General features: G+C 49.1%; 13 protein-coding genes. 8 read left to right on the plus strand and 5 right to left on the minus strand.

The annotated features are described in order from the left end of the window. Positions 1-147: 147 nt before the first annotated feature. The 3 genes from ACJJI4_RS05630 (at position 148) to ACJJI4_RS05640 (ending at position 4,146) form a co-directional block, all read left to right on the plus strand. A complete protein-coding gene (locus ACJJI4_RS05630; RefSeq protein WP_444927363.1) occupies positions 148-1,941 on the plus strand; it encodes an acyl-CoA dehydrogenase C-terminal domain-containing protein in 1,794 nt (597 codons plus the stop codon). Positions 1,942-2,022: 81 nt separating this feature from the next. Further along, positions 2,023-2,358 carry an SCP2 sterol-binding domain-containing protein gene (locus tag ACJJI4_RS05635; RefSeq protein ID WP_282933465.1) on the plus strand — a complete coding sequence of 112 codons (336 nt, stop codon included), beginning with the start codon at positions 2,023-2,025 and terminating at the stop codon, positions 2,356-2,358. Positions 2,359-2,508: 150 nt separating this feature from the next. Next, positions 2,509-4,146 carry an AMP-binding protein gene (locus ACJJI4_RS05640; RefSeq protein WP_413665144.1) on the plus strand — a complete coding sequence of 546 codons (1,638 nt, stop codon included), beginning with the start codon at positions 2,509-2,511 and terminating at the stop codon, positions 4,144-4,146. 183 nt (positions 4,147-4,329) lie between these two features. Here the strand turns inward: ACJJI4_RS05640 and ACJJI4_RS05645 are convergent, their stop codons facing one another. After that, the gene (locus ACJJI4_RS05645) at positions 4,330-6,081 is read right to left on the minus strand and encodes a M28 family metallopeptidase (protein ID WP_444927364.1); all 1,752 of its coding nucleotides are present in this window, start codon (positions 6,079-6,081) and stop codon (positions 4,330-4,332) included. Positions 6,082-6,325: 244 nt separating this feature from the next. Continuing rightward, positions 6,326-7,525 (minus strand): phosphatidylinositol-specific phospholipase C domain-containing protein, encoded by a 1,200-nt coding sequence (locus ACJJI4_RS05650; RefSeq protein ID WP_444927365.1) that lies wholly within the window; start codon positions 7,523-7,525, stop codon positions 6,326-6,328. A gap of 297 nt (positions 7,526-7,822) precedes the next feature. On the opposite strand from ACJJI4_RS05650, the gene ACJJI4_RS05655 reads away from it, so the two are divergent. Both ACJJI4_RS05655 and ACJJI4_RS05660 read left to right on the plus strand, forming a co-directional pair. Beyond that, positions 7,823-9,337, plus strand: a complete 1,515-nt coding sequence (locus ACJJI4_RS05655; protein ID WP_444927366.1) for an MFS transporter — start codon at positions 7,823-7,825, stop codon at positions 9,335-9,337. A gap of 165 nt (positions 9,338-9,502) precedes the next feature. Further along, positions 9,503-10,381, plus strand: coding sequence for a hypothetical protein (locus tag ACJJI4_RS05660; RefSeq protein ID WP_444927367.1), 879 nt, complete (start codon positions 9,503-9,505; stop codon positions 10,379-10,381). A 53-nt stretch (positions 10,382-10,434) separates the two neighbouring features. On the opposite strand, the gene ACJJI4_RS05665 is transcribed toward ACJJI4_RS05660, so the two are convergent. Next, positions 10,435-11,559: a M14 family metallopeptidase gene (locus ACJJI4_RS05665; protein ID WP_444927368.1), complete on the minus strand. Its 1,125-nt coding sequence runs from the start codon at positions 11,557-11,559 to the stop codon at positions 10,435-10,437. A gap of 507 nt (positions 11,560-12,066) precedes the next feature. Between ACJJI4_RS05665 and ACJJI4_RS05670 the strand changes: the two genes are divergently transcribed. Next, a complete protein-coding gene (locus ACJJI4_RS05670) occupies positions 12,067-12,546 on the plus strand; it encodes a hypothetical protein (RefSeq protein WP_444927369.1) in 480 nt (159 codons plus the stop codon). A gap of 65 nt (positions 12,547-12,611) precedes the next feature. On the opposite strand, the gene ACJJI4_RS05675 is transcribed toward ACJJI4_RS05670, so the two are convergent. Next, on the minus strand, positions 12,612-13,232 hold the full coding sequence (locus tag ACJJI4_RS05675) for a LysE family translocator (protein WP_444927370.1): 621 nt from the start codon (positions 13,230-13,232) through the stop codon (positions 12,612-12,614). 61 nt (positions 13,233-13,293) lie between these two features. Here ACJJI4_RS05675 and ACJJI4_RS05680 point away from each other — a divergent pair, with 61 nt between their 5' ends. Together ACJJI4_RS05680 and ACJJI4_RS05685 are read left to right on the plus strand one after the other, a co-directional pair. After that, on the plus strand, positions 13,294-14,082 hold the full coding sequence (locus tag ACJJI4_RS05680) for a TatD family hydrolase (RefSeq protein WP_444927371.1): 789 nt from the start codon (positions 13,294-13,296) through the stop codon (positions 14,080-14,082). Further along, positions 14,079-15,737: an aminotransferase class V-fold PLP-dependent enzyme gene (locus ACJJI4_RS05685; protein ID WP_444916086.1), complete on the plus strand. Its 1,659-nt coding sequence runs from the start codon at positions 14,079-14,081 to the stop codon at positions 15,735-15,737. The genes ACJJI4_RS05680 and ACJJI4_RS05685 overlap by 4 nt, the downstream gene beginning before the upstream one ends. Before the next feature lies 1 nt (position 15,738). Here the strand turns inward: ACJJI4_RS05685 and ACJJI4_RS05690 are convergent, their stop codons facing one another. Further along, on the minus strand, positions 15,739-16,935 hold the full coding sequence (locus ACJJI4_RS05690) for an acyltransferase family protein (RefSeq protein WP_444905782.1): 1,197 nt from the start codon (positions 16,933-16,935) through the stop codon (positions 15,739-15,741). Positions 16,936-16,986 lie beyond the last annotated feature (51 nt).

Below are 16,986 nucleotides of genomic sequence, written 5' to 3' on the forward strand. Positions count from 1 at the left end.
CTCGATTTGTCACCGCTTTGGACGGGTTTGGCCATAGAGGGGGCTGCTCGCTTACTACTATGATGAACCAATCTTAGAAATTAGTCATAAATATGACTGGATGGTTTTGCCTCCGGTCCCAAACATAAGCGAATTGAGGTTATCAGGATGACCGATATCAAAATGCCACTGCGTGATTTGCGTTTCGTAATGCGCGAGATGCTGGACTCAGAAAAGCATTATGAGTCACTTGGATATGAGGAGGCTACTCCTGATGTCGTGGATGCCATCCTGGAAGAGGGTGCAAAGTTTTGTGAAAACGTTATTGCACCGCTGAACCAAATTGGCGACCAGCAAGGTTGCACCTGGAAAGACGGTGAAGTTTCTACCCCGGAAGGCTTTAAAGAAGCCTACCAGCAGTTTGTAGAGGGTGGCTGGGCTGCGCTGCCCCACGATCCTGAGTACGGTGGCCAGGGCCTGCCGCCCTCGCTCGGTACTATCATGAGCGAGATGGTTGGCACCGCCAACTGGTCCTGGGGCATGTACCCCGGTTTGTCCCACGGTGCCATGAACACCCTGGAAGAGCACGGTACTGAAGAGCAGAAGCAGGTTTACTTGACCAAGCTGGTTGAAGGTAGCTGGACTGGCACTATGTGTCTGACCGAGCCTCACTGCGGTACCGATCTGGGTATTCTGCGCACCAAGGCTGAGCCAAATGACGATGGCTCCTACGCGATTACCGGCACCAAGATCTTTATCTCCGCCGGTGAGCACGACATGACTGACAACATTGTTCATATCGTACTCGCCCGCCTGCCAGACGCACCTGCTGGCACCAAAGGTATCTCCCTGTTTATCGTACCCAAGTTCCTGCCGAACACTGACGGCTCTGCTGGTGAGCGCAACGGTGTGGTATGTGGTTCCCTCGAGCACAAAATGGGTATTCACGGCAACGCCACTGCAGTGCTGAACTTTGACGGTGCTAAAGGCTTCCTGATCGGCGAGCAGAATAAAGGCCTGAGCTATATGTTCACCTTTATGAACACTGCGCGCCTGGGTACTGCTCTGCAAGGCCTGGCTCACTCCGAGATCGGTTTTCAGAAGTCCCTGGCTTATGCAAAAGATCGCCTGCAAATGCGTTCTCTGTCCGGCGTGAAAAACCCGGAAGGCCCGGCTGACCCGATTATAGTTCACCCTGACGTGCGCCGCATGCTGATGACCCAGAAAGCCTTCTCTGAAGGTGGTCGTATGCTGGTTGTTAAGTGCGCACAGCTGGTTGATATCACTCACAAAGGCGATGCTGACGCGAAGAAAGCCGCTGACGATATGCTGGCGTTCCTGACGCCGATTGCAAAAGCATTTTTGACAGAAGCTGGTTTCGAATCTGCCAACCTGGGTATGCAGTGTTTCGGTGGCCACGGTTATATTGCCGAGTGGGGCGTGGAGCAGAACGTACGTGATGCGCGTATCTCCACTATCTATGAAGGCACCACTGGTATTCAGGCTCTGGACCTGTTGGGTCGTAAGGTTCTGATGACCCAGGGTGAATTGCTGCGCGGTTTCACCAAGCAGGTTCACAAATTCTGCCAGGCGGAAATTGATAACGAAGCACTGGCGCCTTTCGTTGCTAAATTGCAGGAGCTTAACAAGCAGTGGGGCGACCTGACCTTGCACGTTGGCGGCAAAGCTATGGAAAACCCAGACGAAGTCGGTGCTGCTTCTGTAGATTACCTGATGTTCTCCGGTTACACCGTGCTGGCCTTCCTGTGGGCACAGGCGGCTAAAGTTGCCAATGAAAAACTGGCAGCGGGCACTGGAGAAGAAGATTTCTACAAGGCGAAAATTACTACCGCGCGTTTCTTCTTCGAGCGTATCCTTCCTCGCACTTCCAGCCACGCAACGTCCATGTTGAGTGGAGCAGGCAACTTGATGGAATTGGATGCCGAGCATTTTGCATTCTGATCCCGCTCTGAGATTAAAACCGCCGGCAAATGCCGGCGGTTTTTTTGTGAGTAATAAAGCGGCTTAAACGGAGAATTTCCGATGCAATTGCCGGATTCAGTTCAAGAGCGCCTGTGTCACTTAGCTTGTTCGTACCCGCTGGCTCGGGTACAGTTCCGGCTGCCAGATGCCTGTGACTTCTATGTTTATGTCACCGAAGTATCTAAAAATTACAAAGTGATTTCCGAATTTGGTCAGACTGATAATCCAGAACTAACATTGGAAATGGAAAACAGCACTCTCAGTGCTATATTGGACGGTCAATTAAGTGGGCGTCACGCCTTCCTTTTGGGGGATGTTCAATATTCTGGAAATCGCGAATTGGCCGCAGCATTGGCAGGTTTATTTCCTGCGAATAGTGAAGAGGGAGATCGGTAAAGAGAGGTTTTAAACCCTTCTTTTTCACCGTCTCAAAGATACTACAAACAATAAATAAATTCTCGCTCGCCAAGAGATATGGCAGCTTTCGCCTATGGAGACGGAAGGTGTGGGCAAGCGACGACAACAATCAGGAATGGGAGAAGAGAGTTGGACATTGATCGCAGCATACTTGATGTCTTTAAAGGCGCTTGCGCCAAATTCGGTGACCGGCCGGCTTTCACATGCCTGGGGCGTACACTTTCAATCAATGATATTGACACGCTGAGTGGAAAATTCGCCTCTTATTTACAAAATCATACCGACTTGAAGCCCGGCGATCGCATCGCTGTCCAGTTGCCCAACGTGTTGCAGTACCCTGTAGTTGTTTTTGGTGCACTGCGCGCAGGTCTGGTTGTAGTAAATACCAATCCGCTATATACACAGCGCGAGCTTAAGCATCAGTTAAATGACTCAGGAGCCAAAGCATTGGTTGTGCTGGCAAATATTGCCGATACCGCTGCTGCTGTTGTTGCTGAAACCGATGTAAAACAAGTTATTGTTACTGAGATTGCGGATCTGCACAGTCCGCTGAAGCGTACCTTGATCAACAGTGTGGCAAAGTACGTTAAGAAAATGGTGCCTGAATTTTCTTTTGCCAATGAGGTTAGCTTTCGCGATGCCATGGCAAAAGGCGCTGAGCGTCCTCATAAGGATGTTGAGCGCACCAAAGAAGATATTGCGGTTCTGCAGTACACCGGCGGTACTACCGGAGTTGCCAAAGGGGCAATGCTGACTAATGGCAATCTGGTTGCGAATATGGAGCAGGTTCGTATCGCATTTGCCAGTGGTATGAAAGAAGGTGAGGAGTTCTATATTGCACCTTTGCCTCTTTACCATATCTACGCATTTACCATCCACTGCATGTGCCTTTTCTCCACGGGCAACCACTCGTTATTAGTGCCCAACCCGAGGGATATTCCGGGTTTTGTGAAGATGCTGAAAGGCCTGCGTTTCACCGGATTTGTTGGGCTCAATACCCTGTTCAATGGCCTGATGCGCAACAAGGATTTTGCTGAACTGGACTTCAGCAAATTGCACTCAACAGCTTCTGGTGGCATGGCGTTAACTCGCGATACGGCTAAGCGCTGGGAGGAAATGACCGGCTGTATGATCATGGAAGGTTACGGTATGACTGAAACCTCCCCGGTTGTTTCATTTAACCCTACTGATGGTGTTCAGCTGGGCACAGTGGGAGTTCCTGTTCCCGGTACTGAGGTCAAGGTTGTCGATGAGAATGGCAATGACTTGCCAAACAACTCTCCTGGCGAGCTGTGCGTGCGCGGACCTCAGGTGATGAAAGGCTACTGGCAGCGTCCGGAAGCGACAGCGGATACCATCGACAGTGAAGGTTGGTTGAATACCGGCGATATGGCCGTTATTCAGGATGACGGTTACATCAAAATTGTGGATCGCAAGAAGGACATGATTATTGTGTCCGGCTTCAATGTATATCCCAATGAGATTGAAGACGTGATCAGCGCGCATCCGAAGGTCACTGAAGCTGCCGCTATCGGTATCCCGGATGAGAAAAGTGGTGAGCAGGTGAAGCTCTTCCTGGTGAAGGCTGATCCATCTTTGACCGAAGATGAAGTTGTCGCCTACTGCCGTGAGCATATGACGGCTTATAAAGTGCCGAAGCATGTTGAGTTCCGTGAGGACTTACCCAAAACTAATGTGGGCAAAATCTTGCGCCGTGAACTTCGCGATGAAGAGTTGAAAAAGCTTGAGGCTACTAGCGCTGCTTAAGTCGCTATTTAGCTAAAGAGTTCAACCGCATAAAAGGCCCTGCTGGAGACAGTGGGGCTTTTTTATTGGTTTCGATTCAGGGAGAGGCACCTGCAGCTAATGCAGGGTTGATGTTTGGGATGGGAAGTTTGGTGGCACCGAGGAGGTGCCACCAAGGAAAAGCGGGATGTTTATCCTGCTTGGTTATTTGCGACTTTCGGCACTGGCGTCGCGAATAGCGCGGAACTCATTGCCTTCATACCAGTTGGGCCAGTCGCGGCTGTTTGCCAACTTCAGGCCCAATTGCAGGCCCAGCTGCAAGTTCATAGCGGCGCCTTTCAGGTTCCAGTTGGGGTCGTACTCATCTCCCGGCTTGTGATAGTGCTGGCTGAGATATTCCTTGTCCTTGGATTGTGCCCACTCCCGGCCGTGCTCATGGTTTTCGCTACCGGAATCAAAATACAGCATTGGCACGCCTTCTTTTGCCAGGCTGAAATGATCTGAGCGATAGAAGTAGCCGCGTTCCGGGTGCTCTTCAGCAGCCAGATAGCGGCCCTGCTTTTTGGCGGCTACTTCTAAGAGATTTTCCAGCTCGCTGCTGCCGAAGCCTACGACGGTGATGTCTTTGGTGGGGCCCAAGACATTCATAGCGTCGAAGTTAAAGCCCGCAACCGTCTTTTCCAGAGGTTCAACTGGGTTGGCGGCATAGTATTTGGAGCCGAGTAAACCGGACTCTTCAGCAGTTACTGCGACGAATACCAGGGAGCGATCAGCTTGATCCTCTTTTACTGCTTGGGCTGCAAGAGCAAGTAGTCCAGCGGTGCCAGTGGCATTGTCCACTGCGCCATTGAAGATATGGTCTTTGCCAGAAGCGTTTCTGTTGACCCCTAAGTGGTCCCAGTGGGCAGTGTAAACAATGGTCTCATCTGCGTACTTTTTGCCGGGTAACTTAGCAATAACATTGCGAGAGTTGGACTTCTCAAGGCTGTTGCTGAGTTCGATGCTGGCTTTGAGTTCCAGTGGCTTAGGCTTGAATCCCGGTGCTTTTGCAGCTGCCATTTCTTCGGCCAAATCGAGACCTGCTGCCTGGAACAGATCCTTCGCTGCCTGGTTGGTGATCCAGGCCTCAATCGCCACGCGGTCGATATTCTTGTTTTCTGCTTCAAGGGTTACCTGGGCGCCAGACCAGGAGCCGCTCACTACCTCCCAGGGGTAACCGGCAGCGCCATTCTCATGGATAATAATGGCCCCTGCGGCGCCCTGACGGGCAGCTTCTTCAAACTTGTAGCTCCAGCGACCATAGTAGGTCATGGCATTGCCGTTAAATAGAGCCTCATCTTGGGTGGCATAGCCGGGGTCATTTACCAGAATGACTGCGGTTTTGCCCTCCATATCCAGACCTGCGTAGTCATTCCAGTTGTTTTCTGGAGCTACGATGCCGTAACCGACAAAAACCAATTCGCTTTCATTAAGGCTGGATGCACTGGTTTGGCGCTGGGTAAACGCGACCATATCGTCAATCGGTTTTAGAACTTGGCCCACACCTTCGCCCTGAATAGTAAGGGGGGTGGATTGAATATCCATCTCTACAATGGGGACTTCCTGGAACCAGCTGGGGTTACCTTCGGAGTCTACGGCACCAGGGGTAAGTCCGAGCGCCTTAAATTGCTCTGCCAGATAGTTTACCGTCAGCTCTTCACCTTTACTGGCGGGAGCGCGGCCTTCGAATTCATCAGAGGCCAATACGGCGACATGCTTGTGCAGGTCGGCAGCGACAGTATCAATTTGAGCCTTCTCAGTGGCTTCTAGATTGAGCTTTTCGGTGCTGTGCTCGGTATGTTCTTTATGGGAGTGCGCTTGTGAGCTGACTTCTTCGTTGCCCTTGCTACAACCGCTGATAACACCGCCGATGGCTACAGCCAAGCCAAGGCGGCGCCAGGTGGTAGGAATTCGCATAATTTTATCCTGACAGTCTTGTTAGGAGGCAGATTATGCCTGATCTTGTCTTAACTAACGACATATCAGCGATCAGTTGAGAGTAGAGTGTGACTAGGCCCAGAGCTATATTCCCGTTTTGGTAATTTAGTTGAATATGGTGACAGGGTTTGTACTTGAGAGGGGTCAATAACATTCGCCTTGGATAGGAGGCTCGGGCTTAGCCTCCTATCCACCCTAAATCCTCAAGTCGAGATTTTTGAGGTTAATTGTGCTGCCAGTGGCCCTCAGTTATCTGGTCCTGATAGTTAATCCATACCTTGTCATAGCCAGTGGTTTCCTTGGCGTTTTTAAGGGCTTGGTTGTCCTGGCTATTGGTGGGGGCGGAAAACACGTAGTCATTGCCCAGTGCCTGGCACACCCCGGCACCATAAGAGAATGGGCCTGTTGAGGCGCTGACCAGCCAGCTACCGTCAGCCGTGTTCTTACATGCGAAGCTATATTGGTTGCTGCAGTTGGCATCATTCCAGCGCCCGTTGCCCCACTGCATAGCGCAATCCTCATTGTTCAAGTTATTTGGCTCATTCTGATCCCATGACCAAATAGCTGCAGCGATGCGGCCATCGGTCGTATTCATATTATCGAGGTTGATTATGTTGTGACCTATAGCAAAGCCATTGCGCACATCGTCGGCTGTGATTCGTTCAATACCACCGCTAAAAATTTCTCCTATGGTGCCAATAGTGGTGCTGTCTTCCCATACTCGACCGATTTCCCCTAATCCGGTGAAGGCCATGTTCTTCATGTCACCATTTCCAGAGCAGCCGCTATCTTTCCATACGACGACTTGTTTCCCTGCAGCAAGCACATCATTTTTTGTAAGGCTGCTGGGAATACTCTGGCAGCCACCGCTGTAGAAAATCTTATCCCCGAATCGATCGGTTATTTGGTTGTAGAGATCTTGATGGCGCCCATCAGAGTGGTCCTCAATATATAAAATGATGACTTCGTCCTGATTGGCGCTGTCATTTAGCCAGTCCTTTATTTCGTTAAATCCTTCAGTCGCATACTTGTCATTGATACTGCAGAGCCCATGGCACAGAAGTAATCTTTTTGGGTAGGAAAAAAGGCTCTCCATTTTTGTTGTCCAATGGACATCCAGCTCTATAAAGCGAGCTCCCATGCGCAATTGATCTTTTATGGAATGCTCCTGTTGAGGGTCCAGGTAGCGGCATCCCACTGAGAAGTTACAGGCGCGATACACTTCTGAGTTGTAAGAATTGTGTGTCCCCAAAATATTGTTTTCACTCATGGGAGTGTGGTTGTCTATTTGACGCTGTAGATCCAAGGCTGTGCCTGTCCAGCTGTTTTGGAAATCAGAAATGCTATCGGCCCAAAGGGGGGGAGAGGCGAAGGAAAGTACAAATAGAATCGATAGGATCATCTGTCTGATAGTGTGTTTCATTATTTTTCTCCGGACTGAGTAGATACGCTACCTTTGCAGTAGACGCTAGTGAATATTTTTTAATTTTTATTGGTGTGCGGTGCCTTAAGGTACCGTCTTATTATTTTTGCTTTTTACTACGAATTGGACTTTTTTGTCTATGTGATGAGGGTTGGTTTCTTGTTGTTTTCTGGCGACATCATAATTCTATTGTTAATGGATGGATTGTGTAGCTCTCTCAGCAATAAATGCCGATAAATTATTCAGGATCTTTCCTTGCTTTAATTAACAAGCTACATAAGGGGAATTATGCGACTAATGAATAAGTGGGTTGTTTTGCTTGGCTCCTTTCCAGCCACCTTTATATTGGGGTTGGACTACACCATTGTCAGTATTGCACTGCCGACAATCCAGCAAAGTTTAGGTGCATCCTTTATTCAAACCCAGTGGGTTATGAATATATTTATGTTGATGCTATGTATCCTGATGGCCAGTATGGGGAGATTGGGGGATATTGTGGGCTCCCTGAAGATGCTCAATATTGGATGGGTATTACTTGCAGTTAGCTCCCTTTTCGCGGGATTGGCTGAGGATCCACTTTGGTTAATTGTCTGGCGGGCCTTTCAAGGTGTCTCCATTGCCATAATCGTGCCGAATAATATTGCTTTGCTGTCCCACACTTTTGTAGAAAAAGAAGCCGGATTTGCAATGGGATGGTGGATGTCGGTATTGGCTGTCGGCTTTGCTCTTGGTCCGGTGTTGGGTGGGGTCCTATGTGAGTATTTGTCTTGGAGGTCGATCTTTTTTATTAATATTCCCTTTGTGCTGGTCAGCATGGTGTTTGGCCTTTTTGTAATGCGGAGCCCGCAAAATTTAGATAAAGAAAAAAGTTATATTGACTGGCGTGGAATGATACTTCTTGCGCTTAGTGTGGGTTCGCTAGTGGTGTTAGTAGTTGAAGGGGCGCAAGTGGGTTGGTTGAGCTGGCCGATACTGTTGTTATTGGTTATTTCTATATTGAGTTTTATTGCCCTTTTTCGTGTTGAGCGAAAACTGGAGCAACCGTTGATCCATTTTGCCTATTTTAAGAATTCGCTATTTTCCGCTTGTGTTTTAACCAATTTTAGTTTGTTGATATTTCTCATTTCTGCTTTCTTTTTATTACCATTTTATTTGCATGTTGTGCGTCAGGATACAACGGTAATGTCCGGCTTGATTTTGCTCCCTATTACCTTGGTGATGGCTTTGGTATCTCCTGTGGCGGGCAGAATGGCAGCTAATTCCGCACCTGCGGCTCCAATCTTAATTGGTGTCATATGTATTTTGATTGCGGCAATCGTAATGACACAATTCTCAGTGGATACCAATTTTTCGACGCTTTTGCTGGCTTTTATACCTTTCGGTGTGGCTTGGGGGTTTGTATTTAGTGCGACAGCCCCAATCGCTATTGGCGCTTTGCCGCCTAATAGTGCAGGAATAGCAACCGGAATGTTGTGGGGCATACAAAATATAGGCGCAGCACTTGGTTTGGCTGTGGTGGGTACTGTATTCCGGATAATGGAAAAACAGAGTTTGCTAAATCAATTGCAGGAAAGTGGGGTGCAGATTACCAGTGCACTGGAAAAATATATCGATGCATTGCTGATTAATCCTGAAAGGATAGAGCGTGGCGCAATGGGGGTGTCTGCTGCTCTGCACGGTCGCATCGCTAACATGTTTAATGAGGCTTTTGCTCAGGCTTTTCAGTCGGTGATGTGGGGGTTGGTTGTATTTACTTTTCTTCTTTTTTTGGCTGTGCTTGCTTTATTGAAGATGGCAAAAGAAAAAGGGTAATGGCTTGCGTAAACTAGCCGTAGAAAGTCAATTCAACTCATAAAATGCTGCTTTTATCCCTTCTTTAGATGAGGGGGCTTACTGCTGGGGTATAAATATAGCAGCTCTTTTATGGGTAACATTTAAAGGCGACAAAAGCAAATAAAGTATGCACGGGTGATAGTGATGAAAAGTAAAAGTTGGCTACTTTTGACTTTCTTTTTAGCAAGGGCGATTGAGGTTAATGCCGAACAGATGGCAAGCTGTAGCGATCCTATTTTGGAAGTCGACTTTGATGGTGTGGTAGTGGCGGGCTCTAAAAAAGAACTATCCAGAGTTGCCTTAAGTGGAGTGCCAATGCGAGTAGGGTGGGATTTGGATTTTAATGGAGATAAAGAATCTGATCTTACACATTGGTCTGACGCGCAGTTTACAACTGTTATGTCTGGAGAAGTGGCAACAAAAGTTCAGTCTGTTCATCGGCAGATTCCTAGAATTCATGATTCAAGGATAGAGCTTTCTTCTGAGTTTGGACGGTGGCACGGTTTACTAGATAGCCGAGGTGTTTTACTAGGGCGTTTTGAGCACTCTAGAAGGGTAGATAGCGACCGTGTACATTCAGTTTGGTGTTTCACTACTCCCCCAAAACGAAACTGGGAAGTTGCTTTTCAGAAAGACCATAGTGGAAGGGTTGTTGCTGGAGGGATCTCTAATCTATTGGATGCTATACGCAGAAGGTTAGCAGTACGAATTAGTTGGTTAGGTAGTGTTAATACCGAGACCGAAGAGAGAACAGTTATTGAGGCAGAGCAAGCAATACCTGTTGTTGCCCATATATCTAATGGGGGAGAAATTACTGCGCAGTTGCCTCATCATCTCGGATCAGATGAATTTTCAAAATTAGGTATGGTTCCACCTACTTCAAACAGTGTGGTATGGGGAGCGAAGTTAAGTTCTTCGGGGGAGCTAGATGTAATTTGGTTGGATACTGAAAGCGGGGAGATTAGCCGTCAGCAGACTAATTATATCGATATAACTTGGTTTATAGAAAAGCCTGTTTACTAAGTCTTGGTCGGCAAAAGCCCCTTGGCTCTTTAAGCTAGGGGCTTTTGGGCTGATTAAGACATAGTTTTTAGCGTTTCGCGAATTGGGAAAAGAATATCGCGAGCGAGTTGTTGGCTTCGCGCCGGGGACCATCCTTCGATCAAGTCGGGGAGGTCATCATTGTCTTTAAACGGCATCTCCAATGTTAGAGCCAGGGTGCGGAATTGATGTCCAGCCCAGGCGGTACCAATTGTCAGATTTGCTTCGCCAGGTTTATCCAGCTCATATCCATGCTCCGTTTGGAAGTCGGGGCTGATGGCCTCATAAGCTTGCTTAAATGTCTCTTCCAACTTGGCGTGGCGCTTGTCATAGCCGGGAATACCTTCACAAGCCGCAACAAAGTTATAGGGCAGGGCTTCATCACCATGAATATCGAGGAAGATATCCCCGCCCAGCTCCAGCATTTTCTCCCTTACCAAAAAGACTTCCGGGCTTCGCTCCATCGTGGGGTTGAGCCACTCACGGTTCAGGTTGGCGCCCGCAGCGTTAGTGCGCAGATGCCCGCGAACGCTGCCGTCGGGGTTCATATTGGGTACTACATAAAATACGGTATCTGCCAGCAAGCTTTGCGCAGTAGGATTGGCATGGTCGAGCAAGGTTTCCAGAAAGCCCTCAACAAACCATTCCGCCATGGTCTCTCCTGGGTGTTGGCGGGCAATCATCCAAACACGATGTTTCGCGGTGTCGGCATTGCCAACCGTGAGCATGGTCATATCGCGCTCATCAAGGGTTTTACCGAGAGTTTGCAGTTTGACCAAGTCGTGGCTCTGCGCCCAAGCGAGCAGATCCAGGTGGCGTTCCCAGGAGTAGGGGGCGAAATAGGCGAGATAGATGCTGGGTTCATCCAGGGTTACAGTGAAGTCCAGAGTATTGCCGTCGTAGTTGGCGCCAATTCTGAACCAATTTTGACGATCGTATGAGGCACAGATGCGGTAGTTTTCCCAGCCTTCCGGGTAGGCGGATTTGCCGGCATTAACGATACGCAAGGGATAGCTGGTGCCAATATCGCCTTCCAGACGAAAGTGAAACCATTGGTAGAAGTCAGAATTGTTGTCCTGACGGATTGCTAGCTCAATTGGATTGCTGTCGGTATTGATAACTTCGATATTGCCGCTGTCAAAGGCGCTGCTGATATACATGTAGAGAGCTCCACTCTTGTTCTTGGGCGCAGGATACAGCGGTAGGGGGAATTTTCCAGGAAGAAAGGTAGGGGATCTCGCCAATTTTGGGTGCGATAGGACGAAATCTCCTTTATTTAGTGAAATAGAAAAGCACGGCATCGATAAGGATACCGTGCTTTAGCCAATCCCTGGCGGCACCTGCTACGACTACTGCTCCCTGAAATTTCCGGTGTCGGACCCCAGGCGACTGCTTACTGCCCGGTCAGATCACAAGTGCGTCACTCCACACTGTCAGAAATTAGTAAATCTCCTTAACATCCCGCAGCAAGTGCTGGTTAAAGTTTAGGCAATCGAGCCTGCTTGATGTTGTACGAACGTTTCGATCGGCGTAAATTTGATGATCTTTTTGTCTCAGGGCTATCTGACGTGAATTTGTACAGATAGAGAATAGATCCCATGGCATTAGTGGGAATAGAAAGAACAAGTAATAGCTCCGCATAGGGGGCTTTCGTGAGAGGTGACACCATGAATAGAGTGATTAAACGAAGTATCGTGGCATCCGCTGCGCTTGTAACAGTGATGAATCTGAGCGCCTGTGGCTATTTCCTGTACCCGGAGCGCAAAGGGCAGCCGGGTGGGCGAGTTGATCCTGCGGTCGTAATCTTGGACGGTGCAGGCCTGCTATTTGGCTTGCTGCCGGGCATAGTGGCCTTCGCTGTCGATATTACCAATGGCACTATTTATTTGCCGCCAGGTCACAGCTCGGTGTTTGATCGCCATTTAAGCAGCACTGAACAGGGGGCACCTGCGGAGGTTACAGACGAAGAGGGGCAGGTCTGGATTCGACTTCCAGTGGAAGGCGTCGATGAGAATACCCGACTAGAAGTACTCAGTGATCAGTTATCAGGGATAACAGGGCAGCAAGTAGAGGCTGAAGATATTGTTTGGTTACAGGACTCAGCCGAGCTTCGTGCAGCAAGCCGTTTCCAGGCTGCGTCTCGCTAGTTTTTCCTAGCTTTGAGCGCCTCGGGAGTTGAAGGCTCCCGAGCTTTAGCTGTTGAAGAGGCCTTTCAGGTGGCTGTGCCAAAGGGGGTAAGCCCCTCAAGGGCCAGGGGGATAACGCTTGCAGCAAGCAACAATCCCATAGCAATGTTAAAGCTTCGCAAGTAGCGTGGTTCAGTCAGGAACCGTTTTAGCCCAACGCCAAAGAATAGCCAAATGGCAACACAAGGCCCGCCAATGGTGATAAATGCCAGTGCAACCTTAACAACTCCTGACCATATTTCTGTGCCGGGACTGGTGAAAGCAGCCAGTGCTCCAGTGGCCATAATCCAGCCTTTAGGATTGATCCACTGAAAAGCCATCGCCTGGGTAAAGCTCAGGGGTTGGTTTGAATTTCCAGAACCCATTTCCCGGGTCGAACCAATTGTCCATGCCAGGTAGAGTAAATAGGCAATGCCTGCCCAGCGAATAACTTCATGCAGAAAAGGGAAGTGATTGAAGGCGGTTCCCAGTCCCAAGCCAATGGCAACCACCATGGCGGGAAATCCCAGCCAAATTCCCAGTAGGTGAGGTGTTGAACTGTAGATGCCGTGATTGAGTCCTGAGGACATAATCATCAGGTTATTAGGGCCCGGTGTAATACTGGCTGAGAAAGCAAAAAGGGCGATCGGCAAAAGAGATTCAATCACAGGTGTACCAGAGGAAAAGGCGACTTCATGCTAATATGCGCGCGAATAATGGGTATCACAAGTGAAATTTATAGACAGTCATTGCCACTTTGATTTTGAGGTTTTTTCTCTGGACCGGGAGCAGGTGTGGCAAAGATGTCTCAATGCCGGAATAGATAGGGTCATTATCCCCGGCGTTTGCGAGGCTCAGTGGCAGTCGTTGGGCGCTCTGGTATCGGAACAGCCCGGTTGGATGATGGCTGCTGGTGTTCACCCTTGGTGGGTGAAGAAAATCCCGCAAGATTCCCGTTGGCGGGAAAACCTGATGGAGTTGGGAGTACGGCTTAGTGAGAGCCTTGAGAAATACTCATGTATCGCTGTTGGAGAGTGTGGCTTGGATGCCTCTATCGGCACTGACTTGAATAAGCAGGAAGATATTCTCAAGCTTCATTTGGAGATTGCTAGTAACCATGAACTGCCGATTATTCTGCATGTTCACCGGGCCCACAATGAACTCCTGAGGCTGTTAAAGCAATTCAAGCTCCCGCGGGGAGGTGTGATCCACGCTTTCAGTGGAAGTGAGCAAATGGCGCAAGAGTACTGGAAGCGGGGCTTCTATCTGGGTATCGGTGGAACAATTACTTACCCACGGGCAGCGAAAACCCGACGGGCTGTGTCACGTGCGCCGCTGGAGAGTTTGCTGCTTGAGTCGGACGCCCCGGATATGCCTCTTTCAGGTCAGCAGGGTATGCGTAATAGCCCTGAAAACCTTTCTAAAATTGCACAAGCACTGGCTGATTTACGGGGAGTTTCCGTGCGGGAAATCGCCAATGCTACCTGTCGAAATACTGAGAAGTTATTTTCCCTATGAGTTTTTCCGCTGAATCATTCAGGCAGTCATTTCCCCTCTTTGCTCAAGAGGAGAATAAGGAGTTGGTATACCTGGATAATGCTGCAACGACGCAGAAACCAGAGACAGTGATTAATGCTGTACGCGATTACTATGTGCACAGCAATGCCAATACGCACCGCTCCAGTCACCGTCTAGCCCGTAAGGCTACAGAGATGGTGGAGCGAGTGCGTCGCCAAGCGGCACAATTTGTTAATGCTGCCAGCACAAGGGAAATTGTATTTTGTCGCGGTGCTACTGAGGCACTGAATTTGTTGGCGCACAGCCTGTGCAGTGAGTTGCAGGCTGGGGATGAAATTGTCATCTCAACAGCGGAGCATCATGCAAATATTATCCCTTGGCAGATGGCGGCCAAGCGATTCAATTTGAGTTTACGCTATGTACCCCATGTAGCGGGTGTCCCGGAATTTGATCGCCTGGGAGAAGTGCTGAATGAGCGCACAAGAATTGTATCCCTGACCGGCGGTTCCAACGCACTCGGATTGCGTCCGGACCTGGCTGCAGTGAGGCAATTGCTGCGCAGAAAGCACTTGATGTGGATTGTTGATGGCGCCCAGTTGGCAGCCCATGAAGTGATTGATGTGCAGAAAATTGGCTGTGATTTTTTTGTTTCCTCCGCACATAAGTTTTACGGCCCGTCAGGAATTGGTTTCTTATACGGTAGGGAAACACTTTTGGAATCTATGCCACCATGGCTGGGTGGTGGAGAAATGATCTCCGACGTTGAACTTGAAACGAGTCATTATGCAGGCTTGCCGCACAAATTTGAGGCAGGCACTTCTCCGCTGGCGGCAATAGCGGGTCTTGGAGCGGCACTGGAATTTCTTGAGCAGCAAGATAGGGTCGCTATAGCGGCGCATGAGCAGAAATTGGTGCGATGGATACATCGCGAACTGATAGCGTCCCCCAATTTTAGGGTTATCAGCCAAGTGCGCCACAATCTGGGTATTGTCTCTTTTGTGCCTATTCATGGTAGCGCTGCCGATTTGATGCACTGGCTGGACGAGCGCGATATTGCAGTGAGAGTAGGCCATCACTGTGCACAATTGTTAGGTAAAGAGAGCGGTGATTTGGTGACGGTCCGAGCATCAGTCGCAGCCTACAATACTGATAGTGATATTCAGGCTTTTTTGCAGGCCCTGAAAGAGTACTGTGAGATCCAGAAGTCAATTGAACAGGGGGATAGTATTCAGAGTGATGAATGGGCCAGGGATGATTTTTCCTCGTTATTGCTAGAGAGTTTGGTTTCCCAGCGCAACTGGCAGGGACGTTATAGAGAATTAATGCTGTGGAGTAAAACTATTGCCCGAAAGCCCGAGATACGTACCGAAGAAAACCTGGTGCGGGGTTGTGAGTCTGCAGCTTGGTTAGCGCACCGGACAGAGGGTGGTAGGCACTATTTTGGATTGGAAAGCGACAGCCGGGTTGTAAAAGGCCTGGGTGCGTTATTACTTTCACAAATTGATGGCCGCACGGCTACTGAGATTCGAGAGAGAGATCTTTCTCTGTTATTTGCTGAGCTAGGACTCGGTAAGCACTTAAGTGAATCGCGCAGCAATGGTTTTTACGCATTGCTGCAACGTGCTTTGAATCTGGTGGAGCAGACCTCCCATTAACTTAACTGGAGCGGGGTATGGGGGCCTCCACCGCAATAGGCCTTATATTGGAAATAGGCTTTAAACCAAACAGCGGCCGTAAAACTGGATTTCTTCGGATGATAAATTCATATGAAGCCCAGCAGCCGAAAATAGTGATTAATAATACTAGCAAGGGCTCCAGGATGGGCCCCAGAGCGAGTTGCCCCAATTGATACACAGCGATTACGGTAATGGTTTGATGGAGGATATACCAGGGATAAACCGCTTCAGTGGCATAGGGTAACCAACGGAATTGCTTATTGAGAAATCGATAAGCGCAGGCTAAAACAGCCAGGAGCCATACCCATCGATTTGTATAGATAACAATAAAAAGCAGTATTTTCTGCGCGGGAATACTGTTATCAGGTAGTACTCGATCAAATAATAGATATAGGGCGAAAGTGAGGGGCGCTGCAATAATCAAGCGATTGCGCAGCCTTGCCAGTATTTCCCAGGGAGCGTTACTGCTGACCAGCAAGTAGCCGCAGAAGAAATAAGTAAAAAATCTGGCATGGGTGTACCAGTCGTCGACGACGGCATAGTTTATTCCACCAAAGCGCGGAAATAGGACCAGGCCGTACACCATCATAGGCACAAGCGGTAGAATTAGCAGTTGCCAAGATTTAATATTCTCCATGAATCGGCCCAGCCACCGTTGGTGTTTAAACCACAGGGCTAGAGGAATAAGGGCCAGGGTGTAGCATGCCAGATAGGGTAGATACCACAGGTGGTTCCAGGTCAGGCCAAACTCACTTCCAGCAAAGGCATTTTCTGGCCAGGGGCTGAACGAGAAGTACTTCAGCAGGAAAGATAAGTATCCAGGCTCAATAATGCCGTTGCTTAGCGCTTCATAGTAGGCCTGGGGTGGAACCACCACCAGCATTCCAAATGCCAGCGGAATCAATAGCTGCTTCATTCTTCTCAGTAAGTAACCCCCAGTGCCCAGCTTGTGGAAGAGAAAATAGCTGGCTGCACCTGAAATCAGGAACAACAACGGCATCCGCCACTGGTTAACCGCTAGCATTACCAGTTGTAGTGGCTCGCTTTGGTAGCTGCTTTTTACATGCCACCCCCATTCCGCGACATAGGCCATTCCCAGGTGGTAGAGAATAAGTAGGCCAAAGGCTAGTACACGAAGGGCGTCAATATCGTGGCGTCTCTGTGTTATTGAATGCATAGGTTTCGTCGTTCGAGGCTGTTTTAGTCGCTTGCTATGCTCCCGTTAGTA

This window comes from Microbulbifer maximicatervae (SeqCode) (assembly GCF_052467305.1).